27 protein-coding genes and 1 pseudogene are annotated in these 25,801 nt (G+C 68.0%); 8 read left to right on the forward strand and 20 right to left on the reverse strand.

The window, feature by feature from the left end:
• Positions 1-3: 3 nt before the first annotated feature.
• The 7 genes from ACTXG6_RS43660 to ACTXG6_RS43690 are packed head-to-tail and all read right to left on the reverse strand — an operon-like array spanning position 4 to position 8,468.
• Complete coding sequence (locus ACTXG6_RS43660; RefSeq protein ID WP_445185158.1) at positions 4-2,025, reverse strand: oxidoreductase; 2,022 nt, start codon at positions 2,023-2,025, stop codon at positions 4-6.
• A complete protein-coding gene (locus ACTXG6_RS43665) occupies positions 2,025-2,945 on the reverse strand; it encodes a sugar phosphate isomerase/epimerase family protein (RefSeq protein WP_445185159.1) in 921 nt (306 codons plus the stop codon). Before ACTXG6_RS43665 ends, ACTXG6_RS43660 begins: the two co-directional genes overlap by 1 nt.
• Positions 2,942-3,994 (reverse strand): Gfo/Idh/MocA family protein, encoded by a 1,053-nt coding sequence (locus tag ACTXG6_RS43670; protein WP_445185160.1) that lies wholly within the window; start codon positions 3,992-3,994, stop codon positions 2,942-2,944. Before ACTXG6_RS43670 ends, ACTXG6_RS43665 begins: the two co-directional genes overlap by 4 nt.
• A gap of 7 nt (positions 3,995-4,001) precedes the next feature.
• On the reverse strand, positions 4,002-5,003 hold the full coding sequence (locus ACTXG6_RS43675) for an ABC transporter permease (protein WP_445185161.1): 1,002 nt from the start codon (positions 5,001-5,003) through the stop codon (positions 4,002-4,004).
• A 2-nt stretch (positions 5,004-5,005) separates the two neighbouring features.
• Positions 5,006-6,508, reverse strand: a complete 1,503-nt coding sequence (locus ACTXG6_RS43680) for a sugar ABC transporter ATP-binding protein (protein WP_445185162.1) — start codon at positions 6,506-6,508, stop codon at positions 5,006-5,008.
• On the reverse strand, positions 6,505-7,653 hold the full coding sequence (locus ACTXG6_RS43685) for a substrate-binding domain-containing protein (protein ID WP_445185163.1): 1,149 nt from the start codon (positions 7,651-7,653) through the stop codon (positions 6,505-6,507). The genes ACTXG6_RS43680 and ACTXG6_RS43685 overlap by 4 nt, the downstream gene beginning before the upstream one ends.
• Positions 7,650-8,468, reverse strand: a complete 819-nt coding sequence (locus ACTXG6_RS43690; RefSeq protein WP_445185164.1) for a sugar phosphate isomerase/epimerase family protein — start codon at positions 8,466-8,468, stop codon at positions 7,650-7,652. The genes ACTXG6_RS43685 and ACTXG6_RS43690 overlap by 4 nt, the downstream gene beginning before the upstream one ends.
• A gap of 287 nt (positions 8,469-8,755) precedes the next feature.
• On the opposite strand from ACTXG6_RS43690, the gene ACTXG6_RS43695 reads away from it, so the two are divergent.
• Positions 8,756-10,060: an ROK family protein gene (locus tag ACTXG6_RS43695; RefSeq protein WP_445185165.1), complete on the forward strand. Its 1,305-nt coding sequence runs from the start codon at positions 8,756-8,758 to the stop codon at positions 10,058-10,060.
• Positions 10,061-10,633: 573 nt separating this feature from the next.
• On the opposite strand, the pseudogene ACTXG6_RS43700 reads toward ACTXG6_RS43695, so the two are convergent.
• The 3 genes and pseudogenes from ACTXG6_RS43700 to ACTXG6_RS43710 form a co-directional block, all read right to left on the reverse strand.
• Positions 10,634-11,089: pseudogene (locus tag ACTXG6_RS43700) on the reverse strand (DoxX family membrane protein); the annotation flags it as partial.
• Positions 11,090-11,491: 402 nt separating this feature from the next.
• Positions 11,492-12,691, reverse strand: a complete 1,200-nt coding sequence (locus ACTXG6_RS43705; protein WP_445185166.1) for a PP2C family protein-serine/threonine phosphatase — start codon at positions 12,689-12,691, stop codon at positions 11,492-11,494.
• Positions 12,692-13,110: 419 nt separating this feature from the next.
• Positions 13,111-13,392 carry a hypothetical protein gene (locus ACTXG6_RS43710; protein WP_445185167.1) on the reverse strand — a complete coding sequence of 94 codons (282 nt, stop codon included), beginning with the start codon at positions 13,390-13,392 and terminating at the stop codon, positions 13,111-13,113.
• A 116-nt stretch (positions 13,393-13,508) separates the two neighbouring features.
• On the opposite strand from ACTXG6_RS43710, the gene ACTXG6_RS43715 reads away from it, so the two are divergent.
• Positions 13,509-13,766: a hypothetical protein gene (locus ACTXG6_RS43715; protein ID WP_445185168.1), complete on the forward strand. Its 258-nt coding sequence runs from the start codon at positions 13,509-13,511 to the stop codon at positions 13,764-13,766.
• 72 nt (positions 13,767-13,838) lie between these two features.
• Here ACTXG6_RS43715 and ACTXG6_RS43720 read toward each other — a convergent pair whose 3' ends face one another.
• Both ACTXG6_RS43720 and istA read right to left on the reverse strand, forming a co-directional pair.
• A complete protein-coding gene (locus tag ACTXG6_RS43720) occupies positions 13,839-14,663 on the reverse strand; it encodes an ATP-binding protein (protein WP_445183324.1) in 825 nt (274 codons plus the stop codon).
• A complete protein-coding gene (gene istA / locus ACTXG6_RS43725; RefSeq protein ID WP_445183323.1) occupies positions 14,660-16,285 on the reverse strand; it encodes an IS21 family transposase in 1,626 nt (541 codons plus the stop codon). The genes ACTXG6_RS43720 and istA overlap by 4 nt, the downstream gene beginning before the upstream one ends.
• A gap of 183 nt (positions 16,286-16,468) precedes the next feature.
• Here istA and ACTXG6_RS43730 point away from each other — a divergent pair, with 183 nt between their 5' ends.
• Together ACTXG6_RS43730 and ACTXG6_RS43735 are read left to right on the forward strand one after the other, a co-directional pair.
• Positions 16,469-16,804 (forward strand): winged helix-turn-helix domain-containing protein, encoded by a 336-nt coding sequence (locus tag ACTXG6_RS43730; RefSeq protein WP_445190280.1) that lies wholly within the window; start codon positions 16,469-16,471, stop codon positions 16,802-16,804.
• 269 nt (positions 16,805-17,073) lie between these two features.
• Positions 17,074-17,238, forward strand: coding sequence for a hypothetical protein (locus ACTXG6_RS43735; protein WP_445185169.1), 165 nt, complete (start codon positions 17,074-17,076; stop codon positions 17,236-17,238).
• 225 nt (positions 17,239-17,463) lie between these two features.
• Here ACTXG6_RS43735 and ACTXG6_RS43740 read toward each other — a convergent pair whose 3' ends face one another.
• The 4 genes from ACTXG6_RS43740 to ACTXG6_RS43755 form a co-directional block, all read right to left on the reverse strand.
• On the reverse strand, positions 17,464-17,907 hold the full coding sequence (locus ACTXG6_RS43740; protein WP_445185170.1) for a hypothetical protein: 444 nt from the start codon (positions 17,905-17,907) through the stop codon (positions 17,464-17,466).
• 9 nt (positions 17,908-17,916) lie between these two features.
• On the reverse strand, positions 17,917-18,066 hold the full coding sequence (locus tag ACTXG6_RS43745) for a helix-turn-helix transcriptional regulator (RefSeq protein WP_445185171.1): 150 nt from the start codon (positions 18,064-18,066) through the stop codon (positions 17,917-17,919).
• 259 nt (positions 18,067-18,325) lie between these two features.
• Positions 18,326-19,531 (reverse strand): IS4 family transposase, encoded by a 1,206-nt coding sequence (locus ACTXG6_RS43750; RefSeq protein WP_445183392.1) that lies wholly within the window; start codon positions 19,529-19,531, stop codon positions 18,326-18,328.
• Positions 19,532-19,576: 45 nt separating this feature from the next.
• Positions 19,577-19,972, reverse strand: coding sequence for a replication initiator (locus ACTXG6_RS43755; protein ID WP_445185172.1), 396 nt, complete (start codon positions 19,970-19,972; stop codon positions 19,577-19,579).
• On the opposite strand from ACTXG6_RS43755, the gene ACTXG6_RS43760 reads away from it, so the two are divergent.
• Positions 19,929-20,261: a DUF6624 domain-containing protein gene (locus ACTXG6_RS43760; protein ID WP_445185173.1), complete on the forward strand. Its 333-nt coding sequence runs from the start codon at positions 19,929-19,931 to the stop codon at positions 20,259-20,261. The genes ACTXG6_RS43755 and ACTXG6_RS43760 overlap by 44 nt on opposite strands.
• 272 nt (positions 20,262-20,533) lie before the next feature.
• On the forward strand, positions 20,534-20,932 hold the full coding sequence (locus ACTXG6_RS43765; protein WP_445185174.1) for a hypothetical protein: 399 nt from the start codon (positions 20,534-20,536) through the stop codon (positions 20,930-20,932).
• Positions 20,933-21,275: 343 nt separating this feature from the next.
• On the opposite strand, the gene ACTXG6_RS43770 is transcribed toward ACTXG6_RS43765, so the two are convergent.
• The 3 genes from ACTXG6_RS43770 to ACTXG6_RS43780 form a co-directional block, all read right to left on the reverse strand.
• Positions 21,276-21,554 (reverse strand): hypothetical protein, encoded by a 279-nt coding sequence (locus ACTXG6_RS43770; RefSeq protein WP_445185175.1) that lies wholly within the window; start codon positions 21,552-21,554, stop codon positions 21,276-21,278.
• Positions 21,555-21,635: 81 nt separating this feature from the next.
• Positions 21,636-22,136 carry a pyridoxamine 5'-phosphate oxidase family protein gene (locus ACTXG6_RS43775; RefSeq protein WP_445185176.1) on the reverse strand — a complete coding sequence of 167 codons (501 nt, stop codon included), beginning with the start codon at positions 22,134-22,136 and terminating at the stop codon, positions 21,636-21,638.
• A gap of 7 nt (positions 22,137-22,143) precedes the next feature.
• Entirely contained in the window at positions 22,144-22,989 is an 846-nt protein-coding gene (locus tag ACTXG6_RS43780) for an SDR family oxidoreductase (RefSeq protein ID WP_445185177.1), read from the reverse strand.
• 145 nt (positions 22,990-23,134) lie between these two features.
• Between ACTXG6_RS43780 and ACTXG6_RS43785 the strand changes: the two genes are divergently transcribed.
• Positions 23,135-23,518 carry a winged helix-turn-helix transcriptional regulator gene (locus tag ACTXG6_RS43785; RefSeq protein WP_445185178.1) on the forward strand — a complete coding sequence of 128 codons (384 nt, stop codon included), beginning with the start codon at positions 23,135-23,137 and terminating at the stop codon, positions 23,516-23,518.
• A gap of 273 nt (positions 23,519-23,791) precedes the next feature.
• Here ACTXG6_RS43785 and ACTXG6_RS43790 read toward each other — a convergent pair whose 3' ends face one another.
• Positions 23,792-25,144, reverse strand: coding sequence for an MFS transporter (locus ACTXG6_RS43790; RefSeq protein ID WP_445185179.1), 1,353 nt, complete (start codon positions 25,142-25,144; stop codon positions 23,792-23,794).
• Positions 25,145-25,434: 290 nt separating this feature from the next.
• Here ACTXG6_RS43790 and ACTXG6_RS43795 point away from each other — a divergent pair, with 290 nt between their 5' ends.
• On the forward strand, positions 25,435-25,746 hold the full coding sequence (locus ACTXG6_RS43795; protein ID WP_445185180.1) for an ArsR/SmtB family transcription factor: 312 nt from the start codon (positions 25,435-25,437) through the stop codon (positions 25,744-25,746).
• The last annotated feature ends 55 nt before the right edge of the window (positions 25,747-25,801 follow it).

Below are 25,801 nucleotides of genomic sequence, written 5' to 3' on the forward strand. Positions count from 1 at the left end.
CATTCAGATCGTCGCGGCGAGCTCGTAGGCCTCGGCGATGACTGCGCGCAGCAGTCGGGGCGCGACGCAGTCGCCCACCCGGTGCAGCGCGCCGGCGAAGTGTCCGTCGCGGCGTAGCCGCAGGTAGTGGTCCTCTACCGAGCGCCGCCCGAGTACCGGGACCACCCACGACACGTCGGCAACAGTGGAGCGCTTTCCGGTGTCGAGGTCCTCGATCTCGACGCTGTGCGCACCGATGCCGAGCACCCGGCACCGGGTGTGCAGCCGGATGCCGGCGGCCCTGGCGCGCTGGTGGAACAGTTCGTGGCTGGTGCCCTCCAGGTCGGCGCCGACGGCGGACCCGGCGGTCACCACCGTGACGGCGGCGCCGAGGCCGGCGAGGTATTCGGCGGTGCCAGCCGCTTCCCAGTGCCCGTTGCCATCGATGACCACGGCTTTGCCGGGCGCACTCTCCAGGCACAACGCGTGGTCGGCCGAGATCACCCCCGGCCGGTCCAGACCGCCCGGCACGCGCCCAGCCTGGATACCCAGACCGGCGCCCGGCTCCTGACCGCAGACCGCGTCGAGCCGCTCGGCGCCGGGCAGTGCGGGCACCGAGCCGGTGGCGAACACCACGGTGTCCACCCCGTCCAGCGCCGCGGATCCGTCGAAGGGGCTGGCCAGCCGCACCTCCACCCCAAGCCGTTCGACCTCTCGGATCAGATGCTCGGCCACCTCGAAGACCTCGCCGTGCAGCGGCTGCCGGGCCGCCATCACGAGTTGCCCGCCGAGGCGTTCGGTGGCTTCGTACAGCACCACCCGGTGGCCGCGCCGGGCGGCGGTCTCGGCCACCTTCAGCCCGGCCGGGCCGCCGCCGGCGACCACGACCCGCTTGGGCCGCTCGACCCGGCCGAGCAGGTGGGCGCTCCAGCGCCGTTCCCTGCCGGCCGCCGGGTTGGTGTCGCACCGGATGGGCTGCTGCTGGCCGACCTGCCGGATGCAGGAGTCGTTGCTGGCGATGCAGTAGCGGATCTCCCGGTCCCGGCCTTCGAGGACCTTGTTCGGGGTGTCCGGGTCGGCGATGAGCTGGCGTGCCATCCCGACCAGGTCGGCCTCGCCATTGGCCAGCATTGCCTCCGCCATCTCGGGACGCTTGATCCGGCCGAAGGCGATCACCGGGATCGACACCGCGCGCTTGAGACCGGCCGCCAGCTGGTTGAACCGCCCCTCCGGTACCGCGAACGGCGGGATCTCCATCCAGTAGCTGGAGAACGAGCCGGCGTCGCAGTTGAGGTAGTCGACGTGCCCGGTGCGTTCCAGGTGCACCGCCATCCGCTCGCCGTAGTCGGGGCCGTACCCCCACGGCGTGAACTCGTCGACGCACAGCCGCACCCCGAGCACGAACCGCTCGTCGGTGTGCTCGGCCACCGCCGCACACACCTCGCCGATGATGCGCATCCGATTGGTGAAGCTGCCGCCGTAGTCGTCGGTGCGGCGGTTGAAGTACGGCGAGGCGAAGCTGCGCAGGAGTCCGTCGTGGCCGACCTTGAGCTCGACGCCGTCGAAGCCACTGTCCCGGGCGATCCGTGCGCAGGTGCCGAACGCCTCGACCACCTCGTCGATATCGGCGCGCTCCATTGCCTTCGTGCTGAAGTTGCTGGACGGCTCCGGCAGTTGGCTGGGCGCCCACATCAGCGGCGGCGGGTGCTCCAGGGAGGTATGTCCGCCGTGGGTGAGCTGACTGATGATCTTCGTGTCGTGCCGGTGCACCGCCTCGGTGACCGCGCGCAGCCTCGGGATGTTGTCCGGGCGCCAGGCCTCGACGAACCGGCGGGACATCTTCCCGGTCCCGTGCACTGCCTGGCTCTCGAAGATGATCAGTCCGGCACCGCCGCGGGCGCGTTCCTCGTGGTAGGCCACGTGGTCGTCGGTGGGTTCGCCGGCGTCGGTGCCGAGCGCGGTGAAGTGCGGCTGGAACACGAAGCGGTTGCGCAGCTGCACCGACCGGATCCGGAAAGGGGTGCCCAGCAGCGGCCAGTTCGTCATCACGCCACCATCAGCGGGCGCAGCGTGCGGTGTGCGACCTCCAGGCCGGTGTGCACCTTCTCCTCGGTGCCGCCCCAGACCGGGTCCTCGTGTTCGACGGACAGCACGCCGTCGAAACCGCCCTCGTAGAGCGTGTCGACCACCCGGCGCCAGTCCACCTCGCCGAGCCCGGGGACCCGGTAGCGCCACCAGCCCACGTCGAACGGGTCGTCCCGGACCACTGCCTTGCCCGGCCAGCCGTACCGGTTGCGCCGATCGGGGAACAGCTGGATGTCCTTGGCCTGCGCGTGCGGGACGCGGTCCACATACGGGCGCAGCGCCTCGACCGGGTCGATACCCATCCAGAGCAGGTGCGACGGGTCGTAGTTCAGGTACAGGCCGAGGGAGAACATCCACTCCCACAGCTCCGGGGAGTAGGCCAGGTTGCCCGGATAGCCGTCCGGGTGCCAACCCTCCATCACACAGTTCTCGATGATCAGCTTCACGCCGGCCTCGCCCGCGCGGTCCACCAGCGGCGCGAACACCTGCTCGGCCTCGGCCAGGTTCTCCGCCACCGACCGCCCGGGGTGGCGCCCGACGAACGTGCCGACGGTCGGGCATCCCAGCAGCGCGGCGGCGTCGATGCAGGCGCCGACGTGTGCGTTGACCGCGGCGCGCTCCGCCGGGTCGGGGTGCAGGTTGTTGTCGTAGAACGCCAGCGACGACAGCGTCAGCCCGTGCTGGTCGAACAGCGCGAGCGTCTCGTCCGCCTGGCGCTGGTCGAAGCCGTCGGTGTTCAGGTGCGTCGCGGTGAACGGCCGGTCGCCCAGGTCCGGCCAGGCCGCCACCTCGAGCGCCTGGTAGCCGTGCTCGGCGGCCCAGGCCGCGATCTGGGGCAGCTTCTGGTCGGGTAGGCAGGCGGTGAGCAGTCCTAGCTTCATGCGGTGGGTACCTCCACCCAGGTCGAGGATTCGGACGAGGTGACGACAGCGTCGGTGAGGGCGGCGGCCCGCAGGCCGTCGGCGAAGGTGGGCAGCCCGTCCGGTGGTTCGCCCGCGATCGCGGCGTAGCTGTCGCGGACGAAGGCGTTGAAGCAGTCCTGGTAGCCCTGCGGGTGCCCGGGCGGCAGCACCGAGTACCGGGCGGCCGCCGCCGACGTGGCCGGCGAGCCGCGGAACACGCCCAGGTTGCCGTCCGGTCCGCCGACCAGCAGCGCCTCCGGGTGCTCCTGGTCGAACCCGTACGAGGCTCGCTCCCCGTCCAGGGAGAACCGCAGCGCGTTGCGCCGGCCGAGCGCGGTCTGGCTGGCCAGCATCGTCCCGCCCGCCCCGGCGTCGGTCTCGAACAGCACGCTGGTCGCGGTTCCCCCGCCGCCGGTACGGGCCAGCAACCGGGTGATCCGCTGCCCGCTGGCGAACTCGACCAGGTCGCACCAGTGCACCCCGATGTCGGCGAACGCCCGGTACCTGCCGCCCTCGCCCGGATCGCCGCGCCACCCGGCGGACAGCCCACCGGCCTGCCAGTCCTGCAGGTAGGCGCCGTGCAGCAGGTGCAGTGGGCCGGCCCCACCGGCGGCCACCCTGGCCCGGGCCTCCCGCACCGAGGGGTAGAACCGGTACACGAACGGGACGGTGGCGACCACGCCGGCGTCGGTGGCGTGGGCAGCCAGTGCGCGGGCCTGGGCCAGGCTGGTGGCCAGTGGCTTCTCGCAGACCACCGGTTTGCCGGCGGCCAGCGCGCGTTCGGCCAGCGGCACGTGCAGCGAGTTCGGGGTGCAGATGTGCACCACGTCGACGTCGTCGGCGTCGATGAGCTCCTCGGCGGTGCCCGCTGAGGACTGCGCACCCAGTTGCCGGGCGGCGGCCGCGGCCCGGTCCGGGCTCGACGCCGCGACCCGACTCACGATGCCGCCGGCGGCCCGGACCGCGTGCGCATGCACTCCACCGATGAACCCGGCGCCGATGATCCCGGCGCGTGGCTGGTCAGCCATCCCTACCTCACTTCTTCCTGGCCAGCGCGACCGCGACGATGATGATCAGGCCGCGGATGATCTGCTGTTGGCTGTTGTCCAGGCCGGCGAGGATCAGCCCGTTGTTGATCAGGCCGATGAGCAGCGAGCCGAACAGCGCGCCGATCACACTGCCGGCGCCGCCGAACAGGCTGGTGCCGCCCAGGATGACCGCCGCGATTACGGAGAGCTCGTCACCGGTGCCCCACTGGTAGCGGCCGGACTCCAGCCGCCCGGCGTAGAGCATCCCGGCGACCGAGGCGACCAGCGCGGAGACCAGCATGACGGTGAAGGTGATCCGTTTGGTGTTGACGCCCGTGTAGTCGGCGGCGACCCGGTTGCCGCCGGTGGCCAGCACCTGGCGGCCGTAGCGGGTCTTGGCCAACACCACCGCGCCGAGCGCGACAGCCAGGATGGTCCAGATCAGCAAGCCGGGGATCGGGCCGATGTTGCCGCCGCCGAAGATCGCGTTGAAGGTGTCGTTCAGGATCGGCACCGGCGCCGATGCGGTGATGAGCTGGGCCAGCCCGAATGCGATGCCCAGCATGGCGAGGGTGACCAGGAACGACGGCATCCCCAGCCAGGTGACCAGCCCGCCGTTGATGACCCCGATCACCAGTCCGACACCGAGCCCGGCCAGCACACCGAGCAGCGCGTTGCCGCTGGCGGTGATGGCCAATGCGGCGACGACACTGGCCAGCCCGGCGGTGGACCCGACCGAGAGGTCGATCTGGGCGGCAGCAATGACAAACGTCATCGCCACCGCCATGATCGAGATGATCGCCGTCTGCCGGAAGATGTTGAGCAGGTTCGTGCCGGACAGGAAGCCGTCGGAGCCGAGGAAGATCGCGAACATTAGGAAGATCACGACGAAGCCGATGTAGATGGCGTACTGGCGCCAGTCCAGGCCGCGCAGCAGCCCGGGCCCGGCCGGTGCGGCCGTGGCGGAGTTGGGTGACGGCGGCGCCGGGGGAGTTGTCGTCTCGGACATGATCAGACTCCTTGAATGGCGAGCTGGAGGGATTCCTCGTCGGCGATGTCGCGGCGGTCCAGGTCCGCGGTGACGGTGCCGCTGCGCAGCACGAGTACGCGGTCGCTGACCGCGAGCAGCTCGGCGAGCTCTGAGGAGATGACGATGACGGCCATGCCGGCGTCGGCCAGCTCCCGGATGCGGGCGATGATCTCGGTTTTGGTGCCGATGTCGACGCCGGCGGTGGGTTCGTCGAGGAGTAGCACGTCGGGCTCGCGGCCGAGCCACTTGGCAATGACGACCTTCTGTTGGTTGCCGCCGGAGAGCAGCCGGACCGGCCGCTTCGGCGAGGTCAGCTTGATGTCGAGCCGCTCGATTAGCCCGGCGGCCAGGCCGTCGCCGCGTTTGTCGCTGACGACGCCGCGGCTGGTGAGGCCGCCGAGGAGCGGAAGCAGCAGGTTTTCCCGCACGGAGTGGTCGAGGACCAGGCCCTGCAGCCGGCGGTCTTCCGGGACCAGGGCGATGCCCTTGTTGATCGCGGCGCGTGGGCTGTCGATGCCCGCCGGTGCGCCGCGCAACAGAATCTCCCCGGAATCCGGGCGGTCGATGCCGAACAGCAGCCGCATCAGTTCGGTGCGCCCACTGCCCATGAGCCCGGCCAGCCCGAGAATTTCCCCGGCTCGCAGGCTGAACGACATGTCGGTGACGCCGTTTGTCGCGGTCAGATTGCGCACCTGCAGCAGGGGCGCCGCGTCCGCTTCCGGTGCGGCGTCGCGTTCCTGCCATTCCAGCGCGTTTTCCATTCGCCGCCCGACGATGGCCTCGACGATCTGTTCCGGGGTGAGGTCCGTCAGTGCCTCGCTGGTGACCACGCCGCCGTCTCGGAGAATGGTGATCCGATCGCCGATCCGGTAGATCTCCTGCATCCGGTGGCTGATGTAGACGATCGACACACCACTGGCCTTCAGCCGTTCGATCAGTGCGAACAGCGCCTCCGACTCGGTCTTGGTCAGGCTCGCGGTGGGCTCGTCCATGATCAGGACTGTGGCGTTCAGCGCGAGCGCTTTGGCGATCTCGGTGAGCTGCCAATACCCGGTGGGCAGCTTCTGTACCTCGGCCTTGGGGTCGAGGTCCACGCCCATGCCGGCCAGGATCTCGCCGGCCTCTCGCACCATCGCCTTGTCGTCGATCAGCCCGAAGCGGCGCGGCTCGTGGTTGAGGAAAATGTTGCGCGCCACGCTCAGCGTGGGCACCAGGCTGAACTCCTGGAACACCATGCCGACCCCGGCGGCCTCGGCGTCCTTGGTGGAAGAGAAGGTCACCTCTCGGCCGCCGACCTTGATCACGCCGGCGTCGGGGCGATGCACGCCCTGCAGGATTTTCATCAAGGTGGACTTGCCGGCGCCGTTACCGCCGGCCAGTGCGTGCACCTCGCCGGTGTGCAAGGTGAAGTCGACCCCGCGCAGCACCGGCGGTCCACCGAAGCCCTTGTGGATGCCACGCATCTCCACCGCCGTGCCCGTCATGGCACGTCCTTGCGGAACGAGTCGGTTACCTGCGACGGCGGATCGGCGTGGTAGACCTCGCGCCACGCGGCGAGCACGTTGTCGTGGGTGACCGGCAGCGCGTCCAGCGCCACATAGGGCGGAGCCGGTTTGCCGATCAGCGCATATGCGGCCAGCTTCGCCTCGGTGAGTCCCTGGTCGAACGGGCGCTGCGCGCCGAGCCCGGCGACGAACTCGCCCGAGGCCAATGCGATGGCCACGTTGGGCCCGAGGTCTTCGGTGGTGACCGCCAGGTCGGTGCGGTCGATGGCCCTCGCGGAGGCGATGATGCCTTCGGTCGGCACGTCCCAGACGCCCCATATACCGGCCAGGTTCTGGTGCTTGACCATCATCGCGGTGGCGGCGCCCTGTGCCTGGCCGGCGAAGTCCGGGCCGGTCACGCCCTTGCGGTCGACGATGTGGATGTTCGGGTAGACGCGGGTGATGGTGTCGGTGAAGCCCTGCAGACGCTGGCGGGTGACCTGGAAGTCGGCCTCGTGGTAGATCACCCCGATCTCGCCGCGACCGCCCAGCGCGTCGGCCATCAGGTGTGCCGCGACCGCGCCGTTGCCGACATTGTCCGCGGACACCGCGGACACGTAGTCCCGCCCGGCCACCATGCCTTTGGGCACATTGTCCATGAACACCAACTTCACCCCGGCCGCGGCGGCCTGCCGGTACGCGCCAGCGGTGGCCACCGGGTCGGCCGGGATGGACACGATGATGGTGGGCTTTCGAGCCAGCACGGTCTCGATGTCGGAGACCTGCCGGTCGGGTTCAAAGTTGGCATCGGTGACGGCGATGACCTGGATGCCCAACTCGCCGAACTGCTGGCGCAGGCCTGCGATCTGCGCGTCGGTCCAGCCGTCCCCGGTGTAGTGCATGACGATCGCGGCGGTGGCCTTCTTCGCCCGGACCTGGTCGATTTCGGCCGGGGTGAGGCTGATCGCGTCGGCTCGGGCGGGCTGTTCGCCGTTCGGCCCGGTGGCCAGCACCTTCCCGGCGAGCGCGGCCAGCGCCTGTTGCGCCGGCGGGTAACCACGGTGTGGCGGGGTGCGGCTGGCGGCGGTGTTGGAGCAGCCGGCGAGGGCGATGATGAGCACGAACGTCAGGGCGAGAGTCTTCATCCGAGTGCCTTGTCCAGAAAGGTCTTGCTGATCCGGGCGGCCTCGGCAGGGTCGCCATGGTAGGAGTCCAGCTCCACGATCAACCAGCGGTCGTAGCCGACCTCGCGGACCGCGGTCAGCACGTCGGTGAAGTCGATCTCGCCCTCGCCCAGCGGCAGGAATGTGGTGGTCGCGGTGTCTAGGTCCTTCAGGTGCACGTGTTTGATCCGGTCCGGGTAGCGGCGGATCAGCGCGGCCGGCTCGCCTCCGCCCGCGGCCAGGTGCGCGGTGTCCGGGCAGAACCCGATCCGGGACCGGGTGAAGATTTTTTCCACCTCGCCGGGGCTCTCCACGATGGTGGTCAGGTGCGGGTGGTAGCAGGCCGACAGCCCGTGCTCCTCGGCGATGCCGGTGACCGTGTCCAGCGCTTCGCCCAGCCGGTCGTAGTCGCTGTCCGGAGTGCCGTCGGCGCGGCGTGCGCCACCGCCCACTACCAGCTGCTCGGCGCCGAAGGTACGGGCCAGCTCGGCCGCGCGGCGGACTCGGTACAGCTCGTCGGGCAGGATCTCCGAGTACACGAAGTTGGCCCCGGTATAGACGCTGACCAGTGACAACCCGGTCTCGGCGAGCAGCCCCCGCAGCTCGTCGGGCTGGTCCGCGAAGTCCGCCACGTTGCCGTCGAACATCTCCACGCCCGCGTAACCGGCGGCCGCGATGTCGCGCAGTGCCCGGTGCATGTCGCCAGGGACGCGGTAGACCAGATCCTTGACACTGGTCACGCCGGTGGCGTCACCGGTGACCCCGCCCCAGGTGATCGAGTGGTAGCCCAGTCGCATGATCCCGGCTCCTTTGGTGGAATACGTGCACACTAATGTGTGGGACATACAAAAGACAAGCAGTCTGGAGCAGAACCGTAACCTCGTCAGGCGGCTCGTGCACTGAGAGCGGGTTCCCGCAAGCGAGGAGTACATGTGCAAGTCGTGGCCGTGTTTTTCCAGGTGCAGCGCGTTCCCGCGACCGCGGGGAGCCGCTTCACGGCGGATGCTGGGCCGGATCTCTTGAGCGGAGCGTGAGCGCGGTAATGTGTGTCACAGACGGAAGTCGATCGCCTACACTCCGAGCTATGAGCGTCGCCACGGACTCCGGGGTCGCAACCGATCAGCTAGAAACCCTCGTAGAGGTGTTGGACCTGGTGCGAGCCGGCGAAGCCCGGACCCGCCCGGAGCTGCTTCGACGATCCGGTCTGGGCCGCACGGTGATCACTCAACGAGTCAGCCAGCTGATGGCCCGAGGACTGGTCGTGGAGGGGCAGTTGGGCCCGTCCACCGGCGGCCGGGCACCCCGCGAGCTGCGGTTCCGCGCCGACGCCGGGGTGGTGCTCGCCGCCGAGCTGGGCGCCACCAGTATCACCGTCGGGCTGACCGACCTGGCGGGCGAGCTGTTGGCCCACCGCGAGGAGCCGTGGGACGTAGCCGCTGGCGCCACCGCCACCCTGGACCTCGTCGAGCAGTTGTTCGACGAATTACTCGCGGACCGAGCCTCGAGCCAGGTCTGGGGAATCGGGGTGGGCCTTCCCGGTCCAGTGGAGTTCGCATCCGGCAGGCCGGTCGCCCCGCCGATCATGCCCGGCTGGGACGGCTATCCGGTCCGTGACCGGCTGGCCCGCCGCTACCGGGCCCCGGTCTGGGTCGACAACGAAGTGAACACCATGGCGCTCGGCGAGTACCGCACCGGGATCGGGCGCGGCGTCCGTGACCTGGTCTACGTCAAGATCGGCTCCGGGATCGGCGCCGGCCTGATCTCCGGCGGCCGGCTACACCGGGGCGCGCAGGGCTGCGCCGGCGACATCGGCCACGTCTCAGTGTCCGACGACAGTCGGACGGTGTGCCGCTGCGGGAATCTCGGCTGCCTGGAAGCGCTGGCCGGTGGCGTGGCGCTGGCCCGCGACGCGACCGAGGCGGCCAGACAGGGGCGCAGCGAGTTCCTCGCCCGGCGGCTGGCCGGCGGCGAACTCGAGGCTCGGGATGTAGCCCAGGCCGCCGAGCACGGCGACCCGGTGGCCGTTGAACTGCTCACGCACGCCGGACGGCTGATCGGGGTCACCCTGGCCACACTGGTGAACATGTTCAACCCCGCCCTGGTCGTCATCGGCGGCGGCGTCGCCGAGTCCGGTGACCAGCTCCTCGCGGCAATCCGGGAAACGGTATATCGGCGATCGCTGCCGCTGGCCACCCGAGAGCTACGCATCACCCGATCCCCGCTGAGCAACCGCGCCGGACTGCTCGGCGCGGCGTTCATGGTGCTCGACGAGCTGTTCTCCAGAACCCAGCTGGGCGCCTGGATCGACCAGGGATCACCCGTCGGCCGACCCGAGCTCTCCGCCGGCCAGGATGGGCTACCGGAACACGCGTCCGAGATTCCGCGGTAGCTCTTCGTAGCAGTTACCGCACAGATGCCGGATGTCGTGATAGCTCTGACGGACGCTGGGCGATCGCCCGGAGCAGCTCCCGCGCTGGTCAGGGCGCTGATTCGGCGCTGACCTGGGGTGATCGAAACCGGGCTGTCGAGCCGCTCGGAACCCTTACGGAACCGTTGGTGCCGACTAGCTCGGAACCAAGGAGCGCACCCGGTCAGCCTTATGCGCGGCGCGCTTGCGTGCCTTGTTTCCGGTCTTCCGCGCCCGGCTCGCCGCCTTCTCCGCGCGCCTGGCCGCCCGGGTGCCGAGCTTGTGCGCCTCGTCGCGCAGCAGGCCAGTCCGATCACTGAGACGGTCCCCGACCTGCCCGGCCACTCCGACGGCCTGTGGTCCATAACGTCCGGCGAGCTCGGTGATCCGTTCCCCAGCCTCGCTCACCACCTGCGCGGCCTGCGGTCCGTAACGCCCGGCCACCTCGACCACCTGCCCGCCCAGACCCGTGACGCGGTCAGCGACCTGCTCGCTCAGTGCGCTGACACGCTGGGACAGGTCGCCGATCCCTTGGGTGACGTCACGATGGAACAGTTCCGCGGTGGCCGTGCTGGTCCGCCCGCCGCTGCGGGCCCGCCAGGACAGCGAGGGCTTACCTTCAGTGTCGGCTGAGGCAAGCATCAACCCGCCCAGCAGCGCCAGGTTCTTCATGAAGTGAATCTGGTGTTCGGTCCGCTGCTGTGGGTCTTCGATCTCCCAGAACCGGTGACCAGCCGCGGTGGTCGGGATCAGGCTCGCCGCCAGCGCGGTCGCGGCCAACCGGGGCGCTTTGCCAGTCGCCAACAACACACCAGCACCGATCTTGACGGCCGCGTCCGCTTTCACCAGGGTCACGCTTGAGGGAGGGCGTTGCATCGGGACGAGCCCACTCACCTGATCCAACACCGGGCCCGCCGCTTTCGCATGTCCCTCGGGATCGCGCAGCGCGGCGATCCCGCCTGAGATGAAGATCCCGGCCAGCATCGGGCGTGCCAGACGACGAAGAAGCATGAACACGACCTTCCCCCATCGGGCCCACTCAAACCAGCTCCGCCCAGCTGGGTGAGCAAACCAATAGCCGCACCGACGTGACCGCGACCCCCGTGCTTCGGATCGACGGTCACCTGCAAGCGTGCCTGACGGTGGTCGTCACGCGCTGTTTCGCCGAGACGACCGCGGATCCTCTGGGTGCCGGACACCACCCTCCGGGACTAGAGAGGCCGCGAGGCACGTATCCGGGTGGATCCGTCGGGGCGGCGGCAGGGGGCTGTGAGCCGTTCGAACGGGTCGCCAACTTCGCCGGCTCTTAGCCGAGATGTGGGATTCCGGGCTCAGCGCCTTCGCCCCACCAGTTTCAGGGCGTATCTCGTCGGCCGGCCGCTGGGACCGGGTGGCGGCGCTGTGGGCGGCTGGTCAGTGCCAGTCGAGGCAGACGGCGGTGGCGTCGTCGGCGAGTTCGCCGTCTCGGAATGTGAGGACGGCGGCGGTGAGATTGCGAACGAATTCGGCGGGTGAATGGTGTGCCTGCGTGGAGAGCAGCTGCGCGACTCGCTCGGTGCCGAATGCCGCTTTGCCGGGTGAGTGCGCTTCGGTGATCCCATCGGTGATCAGTAAGAGGCGGTCCCCGTGTTGTAGATCGTATCGCGCCGGTCGATACACGGTGTCGCTTTTGAGGCCGAGCGGCAGGTCCGGGGCCACTGGTACCTCGACGACCAGCCCGTCGCGGCGCAACAGTGGCAGCGGGTGACCAGCATTGATGATCAGAGCTGACCCGCTGGCCACGTCGATCTCCAGCAGTTGGCCGGTGACGAAGCTGAAATCGGGGAATTGCTCAGCGAGGTGTTCATTAGCCGCGCCGGCCTGGGCGAGGATGTCCCCGCCCCCGCGACGGATGTTGCGCATAGCGGTAACCGCCAAGCTGCCCAGCAACGCCGCCCGCAGGCCGTGACCGACCGCGTCGGTGATGGAGATGGTCAGCCGTGACGCGCTGACCGCGTAGTCGAAGGTGTCACCACCGATCTCATACGTGGGTTCCAAAGCTCCGGCGATAGAGAACACGGGCAATTCGTAGGCCAACACCGGCAGCAGTTCCCACTGGATTTCCGCAGCCAACCCGAGATCTTTGCGCCGGCGCAGAGCTTCGAAACGATCGGTGTATCGGCGGGCACCGGCGAGCACGTGCGCCAACACCGTCGCAACATCGACCAGGATGTCGGCGATGTCATCGGCGGTGTCCCGCCCCAGACCCACCATGAGCACCCCAAGGCATTCGCTGCGGATCGTCACCGGCACACATAACACCAGTTCACACCCCTGCGCGTCCTGTTGCTCGCTCTCGCGCACGACCCGCTGCTCGCGATAGCAGACCCCGGCGGCGCCGTCGCGCACCGCATGGCGGCGCCCGGCGGCAGACCCCGAACCACGACCGGGAACCGGTTCCAACACCGTCTGGCTGTAGTCCGCGAGCAGCAACGTGCTCCACCGCGCACCCGCCCGACGCCGCAGCCACCCCTCACACACCTCGACCAGCTCATACGGTGCCGCGGTGTCGAGTTCTCGAACCAGTTCGCCCAACATTTCTCTGTCGGGCAAAGCACCCGGGGTGGCGTTCACGATTAATCTGTTCTCCTAAGCTCGCACCCGGCAAGACCGCGACACACACTCCATGTTCGGCGGGCACGCCGCCAGGTGAAACCTGGCCACCCTAAACGCGTCGCTCTCCACCGTGTGGGCATGCGGCTGGCGGCCTCACAGTGGTAGACGGCGAACGAGGGCTCCTCGGCTCCTCTTGCCAGCCCCGTTGCCAGGTGCCCGCGCGGAGGGCTCCCGACCAAGAATGTGCCGGGTGGGAGTTGGGTGGAGGGTGACACACCTCCTGGGACAGCGGACGTTCACGCTGGTCGTCGGTGAGTTTGATCGCCTCGTCGGGGGTGCGCAGACGTGCTGCTCCAGAGTCGTCCACGCGTGTTGCCGCGACCAGAGGTGGTGCTGGCACGAAGCAGCTGCTGAGTCCTCGTAGGCGCCGGCCTGCCTCAGGGCCTGGACGGAGCTGGTGCGGAATCGTCGGGCTGGCTGGCATGTACGTCGGCTGGCTTCACGTGAGCCTCGGCCGGGCTGAGTAGCGAGCGGATACCGTGGTCGGCGGCGGTGACGATCCGGGGGCGCGAGGTGGTGAGCTCGGCATATAGCTGGGCGTTGTCCAGGGACACGGCGAGTTGGCCGGCGATGAGCGTGACGGCGTCGAGCCGGTCGGCGGTGAGCGCGCCTCGGATGAGCCGGTTCTCCAGCAGCAGCACCGCCCGCAGGCGGGCCACGGCGGTCGGGTAGAGCCGAGGGCCGCCGGCAGCAGCGGCATCGCCGCCGCGGTGTGCCGTGCCAGGCTGGCCGGATCGCCGAAGATGGCGGCGGCGATCGCACGGGCGTAATGCGCGTGGAAGAGCGCTATCGGGTTGTCGGCGTACCGGTCGATCGAGACCGGCTCGTCGGCAGCGGCGGGGCTGTCGCCGCGCAGCACCCCAGCCAACCAACGGTAGCCGTCGATCAGCTGGGCGATCTGTTTGCTGCCGGTACGCCGCTGGAAGTCCAGCCCGGCCTTCACCTCGGCGACGCAGGCGTACAGCGATGGCGCGGCGTCCAGCAGGCCTGTCAGGTGCCACGAGTAAGGGACCACCGTTTTGTCACCAGCTAGGGACCACTTCGGCGGTCGTGGGCCGTGTGCTGATCGTCGTGTAGGGACGTCGTTGACGTCAACGTTTCTCGGTCATCTGTCCTCCTGCGCGGCGTCGAGGGGTTGGCCGATGCGTGGTCGTTGGCGCTGGCGGTAGCTTTCGCCCTCGACGATGAGTTCGAAGGCGGCGGACTGCAGCCGGTCGATCGCGGACTGGGCCAGCAGCGGGTCGGCCATCATGGTCAGCATCTCTGGGGGTTCCCGGTTCGAGGTGATGATCGTGGAGGCCTCGCGGTGGCGTTCCACGATCAGCTCATAAAAATCACTGGTCTGCTCGGTGCCCAGCGGGTGCAATGCCAGATCGTCGAGTATCAATAGTTCAACCCGGTGCAGTTTCCGCATTTCCTCTTCGTGGGTGTGATCGAGACGGGCGGCGCGTAGCCGTTTGAACAGTTTGTCGGCACGTTCGATGTGCACGGTGTATTTGCGGCGGACCGCGGCATGCCCGAGGGCGTTGGCCAGGAATGTTTTCCCCACTCCCACGGGTCCCATGATGAGCACATTGTTCGTTTGGGTGAGGAATCGCAGCGAGCACAACTCTGCCCACAGTGTCCGGTCGAACGCGACGGCCGTGGAGTCGTCCCAGGCCTCCAGGACCATGGTCGGGTCCAGGTGCGCGGAGCGGGCGCGCAGCAGGGTGGCTTGTTGGTCGCGGCGGGTGACCTCATCAGCGAACAGCATCTCCAGGAACTCGTGATGCGGCAGGTGTTGGGTGCGGGCCAACGCGAGGCGTTCGGGCAGGGTGTCGAGCAGCCGCCCGAGTTTGAGCCGGCGCATCAGGTCCTTGAGATCGCCGGATACCTCGACTCGCTGCACGGACCCGCGCGGGACGGGGCTGGGACGGGCGTTGGTGGTCACGACGGGCGCCGCATCTGCCCGGTGGCACCGGTGGCGAACTCGCCGGCGTCGCGGACGAACCGTCGCGCGGCGGGCACCACCTTCGAGGCGGCGGTATCAACGGCGGCCGGGATGGGGATGGCCAGCTGGCCGGTGGCGGTGCCGCGGGTGGTGTCGGCTTCCAGCCCCCGGGTGAGCATCCGGTCGATCAGCCCGACGTTGACCGCCTCGACCTCCAAGGCCCGCTTGCAGGCCTGTTCGACCCGGTCAGCGCCGTGGCGGCGGACCAGTCCGAGGAGCCGATAGACCTGGCGCATCTTGGTCCAGGGCAGCGGATGATCCAGCAGCGCGGCCGCGTAGGCACCGATGTGCTCGCCATAGCCAGTCGCGCGGCGAGCCAGCGCGTCGAGGTCGCGCATCGCGTAGGTGGACACCTCGCTGGGCAGATCCGCCGGGTCGGTGCGCCGCCGCCCCGGTTCCTGCCGGAGATGAACTTTGATCAGCTGGCCGCGGCGGAACAGCTTGACCGTGTGCCCATCAGCACGAGCGGTCAGCCGCTGCCCGATCAGCTCCCCGGGCACCGAATACAGCGCTCTGGCCACCTCGACATGCCGATCAGGTGCGACCTTGGGTTTGGTGTAGACCGGGATCGCGAACCTCTGCGCGGGGGCCGCCAGCAGCAGGGGTGCTTCCTCGGCGTCGAACACCTCAGCTGGGCGTGCGCAGGTGGTGCCATGGATACGCGTTCCGGCGACCTGGGCGCACCACAACACGGCGCGGGCCCGGCAGTCGTTCAGATCGGTGAAGTCCTCCCCGGCGAAGAAGCTGGACCGCACATATTGCACACATTTTTCGACCCTGGGTTTGTCCCGAGGATGGCGGACCCGCGCCGGGTCGACCACGAAGCCCCGAGCTTGGACGTATTCGCGGAAACTATCATTGAGCCGGGGTTCGATATTATCGGCCTGCTCGACGATCGCTTTCATATTATCGGGAATGACGACTTTGAAAACGCCACCGAAGAACGCCCAGGCGGCCTCGAACCCGGCGATCACTTCTTCGAGTGTTTGGCGGTGAGTCGGGTAAAGGAACATGTGCCGCGAATACACCGCGGTGAAGATCAGCCCATGGGCGACCCGCCGTGCCCCACGAACTGGGTCCGGGATCAGCCCGAGTCGACCGAAATCGACCTGTAGCTCCTCACCAGGGTTGCCGTCGACAACCGGGACCGTGGGCTGGCGCCGGCCGAAGGCCAACTCGCTGACCGCGTAGCGGTGCAGCGTGCGATAGGGCACCACCGCCCCGCGCCGGCCCAGCAGCACATGGACTTTGGCCAAGGTCAGCCCCTGTTTCAGCCAGGCCGCGATCTGCTCCCGATGGGCATCCAGGGACTCCCGGGCCGCCCCAACACCGCGTGGGCGGTCCGGTCGCACCGCGCCCAGGACCGTCCCGAGCAGCTCATCGGTCAGCTGCTCAGGGCCGCACTCCTGGGCCAGCCCGGCCGCCTCAGCGGCAGCGACGTACCGGCGGACCGTCTTGCGGTCCACCCCCGCCAACGTGCTCACAGCGCGCAGCGAACGGCCTTCCAACCACAGCCGAAGGATCTCTCTAACCTCGATCACGGACACCTCCCGATAGGACATGCGGACGACCACAACGGCCGCACGACCGGAAGGCGGGGAGCCACGCCGGGTGGTCCCACTACTGGCAAACAGGTGGTCCCATCACCGGCAAGCCCCTGGTCCCATCCTCGTGGCAAAACTAGATCCCAGGTGGTCCCTTACTCGTGGCAGACGACAGGCCCGTGACCGCCGGGTAATAGGTGTATCCCGCGTTGGCCAGGTCGCCCCCGGCGATCAGCCCTTCCCGGGCCCGCTGCGCGTGTTGGACAGAAGCTGCCGTCCAATCGGGCCCTCATCAGACGCTTCGGGGTCAGCCCGGTCACCGTCTCGCGGGCGCTGGCCACGCTCGCCGCCGAGGGGCTGGTGATCACCCGGCCCGGCTCCGGTGCCTACCGTGCACACCACAGCGCCGGCGGTGCCGGTGCCCTCGACACCTCCTGGCAGCAGATCGCGCTGACCGCCGGAGAACAGCAGCCCGGCGAGCCCGCTCCCTGCCCGGAGCGGATCGCCTACTACCGGCTGCTCTGGGACCTACGGTGACCGGCGGAGTCTCCAGCCTCGGACACAACCAGCAATGACCTGGTCGTGGCGCCCCGGCGCGGTTCTACCCAGGGGACTCCTGAGTCACTGTCATTTTCGTGGCGCCGACGCACTGCCGTTTTACCGTCGCTCCACATGTCTCGTCTCCGCTCCGCTGTCTCCGCTCCGCTGCCTCCGCTCCGGGCATTCAATATCTGGAGTGGGCTCTTTTTGGGTTTCGGTCCAGTGCGGCTGGGTACCCGTCCGCTGACGCGAGCGAGGGAGCCCCGATGACAGACCACGAGACCGGTGGCGGTGCACAGGACGAGCCGGGCGACGAGCTCGACCCCGGGACCGACTCGGACCGAACCGGCGCCTCAGCCGAGGACGCGGCCCGGGAAGCGACCGATTCCGACGGTGACGTCGCCAGCGGCGGCGGGGAGCAGCCCGCCTGACCCACGCCCGCGCAGCCGGCCGTGGCCAGCGCGGCGGCCAGCGCGGACGGTGGCACCGGTCGGTGGGATGCCACCCATGTGGCCCTTGATGTCACAGGGTCGCCGTGGCCGCCGGGCCACGGCCGCCCTCAGGTAGGTGCTGGTGACGTAGTGGGCCCAGGCGTGCGGCAGCCGGCCCAGCCGCGTAGGAGGGCCTGGGCGAGCATCTGACAGGACGGGTAGCGCTCAGGGTTGCCCAGCAGAGATACCGGACGACGCCCGGTACGAGATCTCATCAATCCGGGTCACCCGATCGACACGGGAGACCCGGACATCCCGAAGCCGCAGCTCTCCCACCGCCGGCTGGAGTGACTTCTTCCACGTCTCCCGGTATGTGACCTTCGTCCGAATTGCCAGATCGGACTCATCGAGATCTCGCAGCCACAGCTCCGCGACGGCAGAGATCTTCGTAACCGCTGTGATGTCCCCGTCCAACGCTGCCCGACCGCGATCCCGCAGTGCCTCCTTCAGGTTGTTCTCTGCCGCCGCGATCGAGGTCCCGTGCCGTTCGACCGGACGTGTGACCCCGTCGTAGTCCCGATAACGCGCCCTCGCGCGGAAGCTCTTTGGGCCGAGCTGAACCGTCTTGATGTTCCCGTAGGTGCCGACTGGCAACGGTGGTCGTCCCATCACGGCCTCCTACGCCGCATCGGGAAGCTGCTCGAACCACCGCTGCACGTCGGCCGCGTCATAGCGGAGGTAGCGCCCGCCCTTCTTGCTCTTCGGGCCGTAGACCTTGCACCGCCAGTCGTACAACGTGGCGACCGGCACCCCCAGATACACCGACACGTCCTGAACCGCCCATAACCTCGGCCTGATCTCCATGACTCCCCCTAAGCCCAATACCGTTCAGTTACGGTTTTGGATGAGGTAGTTCGGTGAGTGCTGGGGGCCGGGCCAGGCACCGTGGTGGGCACGTTTGACGTGCCACTTGGGCATCTTTCGCTTGATGACCCTGGGTGCCGCCCGCAGTCGGCGGGCGGGGTTGAGCCGCCGAGCGAGTCGGCGCAGCGCGGTGCCCCAGACGTGGTTGGTGGCCTGGACGTTGTCAGGGGGGAAAGCGCCCGCGAGGGGCGACAGACTGGCGGGCGATGCGCAGGGCTGCGACGAAGCTGACCCGGTCGGGGTCGCGCCCGCTGTGCTTCGCGGTGTCGGTCATCAGGGTGCGGATCGCGTAGTGGCAGCACAGGTGCCCCCAGATCTCCTGCTGCACCAGGTCGGGTGACTTTGAGCGCAGCACGGTGCGGGGTCCGCGTTGGTGGGTCTTGAGCTCGTCGAGGATGAGTTCGATCTCCCATCGCTGGTTGTAGGCGGCGGCGAGGTCAACGGCGGAGACCTCGCCGGGGTCCAGCAGCGTGGTGAACAGTCGATAGCTGGTGTCGTTGCCTCGGCCGTCGTCGACCGTGTAGTCCACCGCCCGAACCAGCATCGGCTCGCTCTCACGGTCCGTACTCTTGCGCAGCATCGCCAGCCAGGAGCCGTCGTCGAGGTCACGCACGTGCTTGGCCTTGGGTCCGAAGGCATCGGTTCGGATCCGCCAGAGCAGGTCCGCGCCGGTCCCAGAGGCCTGGCGCCACAAGCCGTAGGAGAAGAAGCCACGATCGGCGAGCAGCAGCATCCCGGGCTCCAGCCGAGGCAGCAGCCGCTCGGTCAGGGTGGCCTCGGACTCGGAGTAGACGCCGATCTCGGCGGCGAACACCGCATGCGTGCCGCACTCGGCCAACGCCACGATCCTGGCCTGCGGAAACGCTGCCTGCTCGCCCTTGCTCACCCCGGGCCGGCCGAAAAACTTCGCGTTCTCGACGGTGTCCGCTACGTCCAGGCAGGTTCCGTCGATGGCGACCATCCGACGCCCAGCCAGCCATGACCCGGCCATCATCGGGGTCGCGAGAGGCTCGGCGACCCGAGCAAACAACGCCGCCATCGGCTCCGGACCGAGGCGCTGCCGGGCCTGAAAGATCGCCGACTTCGACGGCGGGTTGTAGCTGGCCTCCCATCCCGACGCCCACGCCAGCCCATCGGTCAGCTGACTGAGCACGTCCTCATACGAGCCCTCGGAGTACAGCGCCATCCCAATCGCGAAGTACGCCATCACTCGCGCCGGCAACGTGCGATTGCGCTGCTCGGTGCGGCCAGCCTCGGCGATTACCTCATCGACCAACTCCGGTGGAAACACCCGGGTCAGCACCCCCACCGAGACCAAATCCGACAAGCGACGATCCGAGACGGGCTTCTTCCACCCAGCACGAGGCACATCAGCAAACTACACCGATGTAAGCCTAACTGAACGGTATTGCCCCTAAGCCGCTTCTTGATCAGTAGTTGCCGAACAGTTGTCGTGCGGTACTTCGCCGGCTTTGAGCTGCGCGGCCAGGTAGTCCGCCTTCCAGCGTTGTCGCTGGCTGATGGCCTGCGGAAGCAGTGCCGGACGGGTCGGGACGTCGGTGTCCCCGGATCTGGTCCGCTCCCAGAGAAACGGCCCGTCATCGATGGCGTAGGAGGGTTGGACGCCTGCCTTATCGAGCAGTTGCCGAACGAATTCGCTCCGCTCGGCCCGATGGTCGGACAGGGACTTGTTGGACCACTTGCGCGAGACCAACACCCGCCGGCCGCCGATCCCGAGGTACTCGGGCTTGTGCGCCTTGACGCTGGTGGGCGACGACGGGGCCTCGGCCTCGGCTGCCTGGCTGCTCATCCAACATGCCGACCACGACCCGTCGTTTCAACGCACCTGCCTCGACCTCATGAAGGCCCTGCCGCCCCAGGAGACTGTGCCGCAGCACATCGCCTACCTGACCGACCGCGTCCTGCTCGCCGAGGGACAGAGCCAGGTGTACGGGACCCAGATGGAGATCGCCAACGGCACGCATCAGCCCCGCAACCTTCGTGACCCGGCGACAGTCGACCAGCGACGGGCCGAGGTCGGTCTCGGCAGCATCGCCGCGTACATCCACAGCATGAACCGTGATCGCGAAGACCACTAACAAGATCGCCTCCACCCTTTACCCGACACAAACGACGCGAGTCGATCACAGCAGACGACAACAGTCCGATCCTGATCAATCAGCGCGCTGCTGAGTATCGGTCGACGTCCATAAATGATCGCCTGAGGCAACTTAGCGGGGCCTACGGGACTGTTGTGACCTCTGCGTCCAATGAGGGATATGACCTGGTCAAAATCGGTTTCCCGCCGCCAGCAGAGTGGTAGCCCCGATAGTCTCTCCCTTTAGGATGCATAGGCCGGAAGGAAGCCACAATGGCCCAGGTTCCGTTGAGTTCTGCCAGCTTGGACACCTTGGCCGTCTCGGCCCACGACGAACGGGCTGACCTCTCGGCGGTGCGCAACAACCTCTTTGACGGCGAGGCGATCGACCGCATTTATCGTGGCCGCGGCTCCGACGTCCAACTGCTCGCGCTGACCAGCCAACGCATCATGATGATCGAACGCACAGCGTGGGAGGGCCAGTTAGCGCTCACCTCGATCCCCTACGGACGGGTGACCGCCGTAAGCTACCTGGCCGAGGACAACCAACCCATAGACGTTGCCACCACGATCGGGATCCGCGTCGCATCATTGTCCTTCAAACTCAAATGCGTCGATGTCGACCAAGCCCAGCAAGCACACGACCTGATCAGTTGGACCCTCCTCCACTAGTAAAGACCATCACCGCCCCGGAGCCGTGACCACGCCGGTCGTAGGTGAGGACGCGGTGCGGCCCGACGCGTTCCCGGGGAGCCGCCGCGCCTTGCACGCGGATCCTCCGGATAACACCCGCACTCCTGCTGGTGTGCGCAGAATCCGTGAACCTGCGACGCACGGTTTCTGATCTGTTGCCTTTGGTTGAGTGCTCTTGACGTCCGTCAACCGGCTGACCTGCAGCTGGACCTTCGGCCCGTTCGTCCATTGTCCATGCACGGTCCAGTCTTCACTCTCTCTGCGATTTCCGCAGGTCAAGGCACTTAGACGGATCCGCTCAAAATCCGTCCTCTTGGACGGGTCAGACCAACCCCTTGCTCGGATCCTCACCGGCGTCGATGCGGGCGTCCTGTACGACTGCCTGGGCAACCCGGAGCAGACAGCTCCGCACGTGAGGATTCACATCCGAGATGTCCAACGCCGCCCGGTCGAGCACCTCGCACACGGCGTACAACGTGGCCCCCTGCCCGTGATAGAAGCGCTTATCCGTGAGCCGACGCAACGCCCAGCTTGCGTCTACTAGTGTCTTCTCATCCCGCTTGTCCCGGCGGAGCTGCTGCTCGGTGGGCTGTCGTGGCATGGGTCGAATCCTAGCCATCTTCGAACATATGTTCTAGTCCGCCGGTGGCGGGAGCAAGATCATCTCTACCGCTTACCTACCTCAAAGAGCCAGCGACGGCCCCCGCTCCCCCGACCTCACCGGGGACGTCGGGCCAGCTAGAACGCAGTTCGGCCAATGACCAGGACTGCCCCCAAGTGTGATCTTGGAATCCGACGGTCGCAGGTTCGAATCCTGCCGGGGGCACCAGGCCTCACCTGGGAATACTTCTGAGCCAGCCGCTGGTCGAGACCGGTAGCGTCGGGTGTATCGCCAGACGCCCTCGCTGACGCGCTCGTGGTTGTCGGATTCGAGGGCGGTGCCTTGGAGGGTGACCCAGCGAAATCCGGCTGCTTGGCAGAGTGCGGCGCGGTGTTGTGGGCTGGCTACGAGATTGCTGACTTTGTGTGAGGTGGCGACGGTCGTGATTCGAGCCAATCTGGCTGCGTTGTCCCAGGTGCACCGGACGGGTGTGACGTGTGGTGTGCCGTCGGGTCGGATGGTGGTGCGGGTGGCGAGGTGGGCTTCGGTGAGGAAGGTTTCGACCGCGGCCGGCAGGGACACGGGCAGGTCAGCGGAATGCGTCGGCGTTCGCCTGGGCCCAGTCGGCGAAGGTGCGTGGTGGGCGGCCGAGGTTTCGTTCGACCCAGGGGCTGATCCCTTGTTCGGCGAGGGTTGGCTCTCCGAGGGCGTCGAGGGTCGTGTCGATCACGGCCTCGGGCATGAACCGCAGCATCTGCGTTCGGGCCTCTTGACGAGTCTGGTCGATGAACCGGATGGGCTCGCCGATCGCGTCGGCGATCGCGTCGGCGCGTTGCCTGGGTGTGGTGAGGGCGGGGCCGGTCAGCTCGTATGTCTGCCAGCGGTGGCCGGGCTCGCGTAGGGCCGCGGCGGCGACCTCGGCGATGTCGGCCGGGTCGATGGTCGGCAGGCCGACGTCCCCGAACGGCGCGGCGACGGTCCGTTGGGCACGGATCGACTCGACCCAGGCGTAGGCGTTGGAGTTGAAGCCACCCGGCCGCAGAATCGTCCAGTTCATCTCTGCCTGCCGGACGGCGTCCTCGACGGATCGCATCATGGCTCCGTGGGACGCCGAATGGGGGCGGGTAGCAACGCCTATGGAGGACAGCAAGACGATGCGGCCGACTCCGCCGGCTTTCGCCACGTCGACGATGTCGCGCGGTTTCAACAGAGAGGCACTGGCACCGCCGTCGTGCAGGAACAACGCATCAGCTCCGTCGAAGATGGGTCGAAGGCTCTCCGGGTCGGTCAAGTCCGCCTGGCGGCGTCGGACGCCCTCCGAGGGGTCCGCGTCCAAGGTCAGTCGGGATACCGCCGTCACCTCCTCACCAGCGGCCGCGAGGGCCTGCACGAGCGGTCGGCCAACGTTCCCGGTCGCTCCGGTCACTACGATCATGGAGAGGCTCCCGTTCGTGTCATCGTGGGTCGCCTGGCCTGGTGTGGCACACATCGGGCCGGGTGGTCGTGCTGTGACTCGCGGACGCTAACATCACCGGTATAGTAGGTACCTAGAGGAAAGTGGCTATCCGAGAGGAACTGGCATGGAGGCGACCCGGGCGACCGCGCCGACCGAACCGGAACAGGCCTGCCCCATCGCCCCGGTCGTGGACATCGTGTTCAGCCGATGGACCACGCCCATTCTGTGGTGCCTCAACGAGTACGGCCGGCAACGATTCGTCGAGCTGGAACGACAGATCACCACGATCTCGCCGAAGGTACTGACCCAACGGCTGCGCCAACTCGAACGCGACGGCCTGATCGTGCGCACCTACCACCCCGAGATCCCCCCTCGGGTCGAATACGAAATCAGTCCACTCGGCCGCAGCCTCGCCCCGCTGTTCGCCCACCTCGCAGAATGGGCCGCCACCAACCTCGGCAAGGTCGAACAGGCCCGCCACGACCACGATGCCAAATCCGCGCGCTAGCGCATCCACGGGATGTCCGGGACAGTCCCGTGCCCTGTGGAATCGGACGACTTGGGCGGTTGGAGAGTCGCCGCGCGTCGAGGGTGATCTCGGCAAGGCGCTCTCGCGTCCCGCGTCTGGTCGGTGGTTCTTGTGTTCCGGGACCGACGCACGCCGTTGGTGTCACGATCGTCTGTCCTGCCGATCTTGAGTCGTTCATGTGCCTCAGCGGACCTGCACGTTTGGCCCGAGGGAATGCGTCTTCAGGCCGGCGCGACGTAGCGTTCATGGGGCTCAGCCAAGACGCCTGGGCAGGGTGCGACTGGCTAGCATGCCGACTGCCATTGCCGCGGCGGCGATGAGCACGGCGATCTGACCGCCGTGGGCGATCGCGTCGGGGAGCTGGTTGGCAGGCGAATGGCCAACTCCGGCATTGGCGATCGCGATGAGCACGGCCAGGCCAATCGCGTTCCCGACATTGAGGGTGGTCGACGCCATCCCAGAGGCGACACCTTGCTCGGCGGGAGCGACTCCAGCCGAGGCGGCGATCCACATCGCGGTCCAGGTCACTCCTTGGCCGAGACCGGAGACGACCAGGCCGGGGACCGCGATGAGGTAGCTGGCTCGGTCGTCGAAAGCGACCGCGAGCAGCGCGGTGCCGGCGACACCGACGCCGAATCCCCACAGCAGGGTGGGCCGGACGCCGAACCGGGTGGTGGCGCGCTCGCCGAGCTGGGTGCCGAGCGCGATGGCCACCGAGGGAACCAGGAAGGCGAGACCGGTCTGCAACGCGGAGAAGTGGTACACGTCGTGCAGCAGCACGGTCAGGAAGTAGGGCAGCGCGCCGAAACTGCCCATGTACACGAAGGTGACGGTCATGCCGACGAGCAGGCTGCGGTTGGAGAACAGTCGGGGTGGCATGAGTGGGTCCGCGCCGCGAGTCTCGATAACCGCGAAGCTGACCAGCGCGACGACCGCGAGCACCGCGGTGCTGAGCACGACTGGGCTGAGCCAGCCCAGGTCCGGCCCCTCCACCAGTGCGAACACCAGCAACGTGGCCCCGGCGGTGACACTCACCGCGCCTGGTAGGTCGAACGGACGGCGTACCCCGTCGCGCCGGTCCTTGGGGATCACCCAGAGCGCGGCGAGCGCCACCACCGCTGCGAGGGGCACGTTCACGAAGAACACCACTGGCCAGCCGAAGACCTCGGTCAGCGCCCCGCCGAGCAGGGCGCCCACGGTCAGGCCGCTGGCACCGGCGCCACCCCAGACGGCCAGCGCCCGGTTGCGACGGGGTCCCTCCTGGAACAGTGTGTTGATCAGCGACAGCGTGGACGGCAGCAGCAGCGCACCGCCGATACCCTGAACCGCCCTGGCCACCACGATCATTTCCGCGTTGGGCGCGAGGCCACCGGCGAGTGAGGAGAGCGCGTAGAGCGTCAATGCGGCCACGAATACCCGACGGCGACCGAGTAGGTCCGCTGCCCGCCCACCCAGTAGCAGGAAGCCGCCGGCGAAGACCACGTAGGCGCTGACCACCAGCTGCTGGGTCTGACCGGTGAATCCCAGGTCCGCGCCGATGTCAGGCAGCGCCACGAAGACGATGTTCAGATCCAGCGAGAAGATCAGTTGAGCCAGTGCGAGCACGGCCAGGGCCCAGCCGAGTCCATGGCGCCCGACCGAGGGGGCCGGAGGGGTCAGGTCGGCGTCCCGATTGGCATTGGGGGCGGATAGCACTGGATCCCCCGATGAAGCGTGATGTGACATGAGGTCTTGACGCCCTTCCGATTCGAGCTCCCGAACGAACGGAGTCAGTCCGTATTGCTCGCACAGTACGATAGTACGAGTAACTACGTACAGTGCGACCTGGGTCATCCATTCACCGAGCTCGTCGAACAGTTCGTAAGTGCTCGTACAGTCGGAGTAAGCTCGTCGTCGTGATCCCGAACCACCCCGATCGCGAGCGGATCGAGCTGCCTAACGTGCTGTCCGCGCTGGGCCATCCGTTACGGCTGCGGGTCGTCGAGGTGCTTGCAGACGGTGGGGAGCACGCCTGTGGCGGCATCCTCGGCGCGAATGTCCCGAAGTCGACGCTGACCCACCACTGGCGGGTGTTGAGGGACAGCGGGGTGATCTGGCAGCGCCCGTACGGTCGGGAGAACCTGCTGTCACTGCGTCGCGACGATCTGGAGGCCCGGTTTCCCGGCCTGCTCGACGCCGTTCTGGCGAAGGAACGGACGTCGGACTAGGCGCGGACGAACGTTGTCGCGCGAGACGCGCTCCGGTCCGCTTTCCTTGTTGCTC

Source organism: Pseudonocardia sp. Cha107L01, assembly GCF_052566575.1.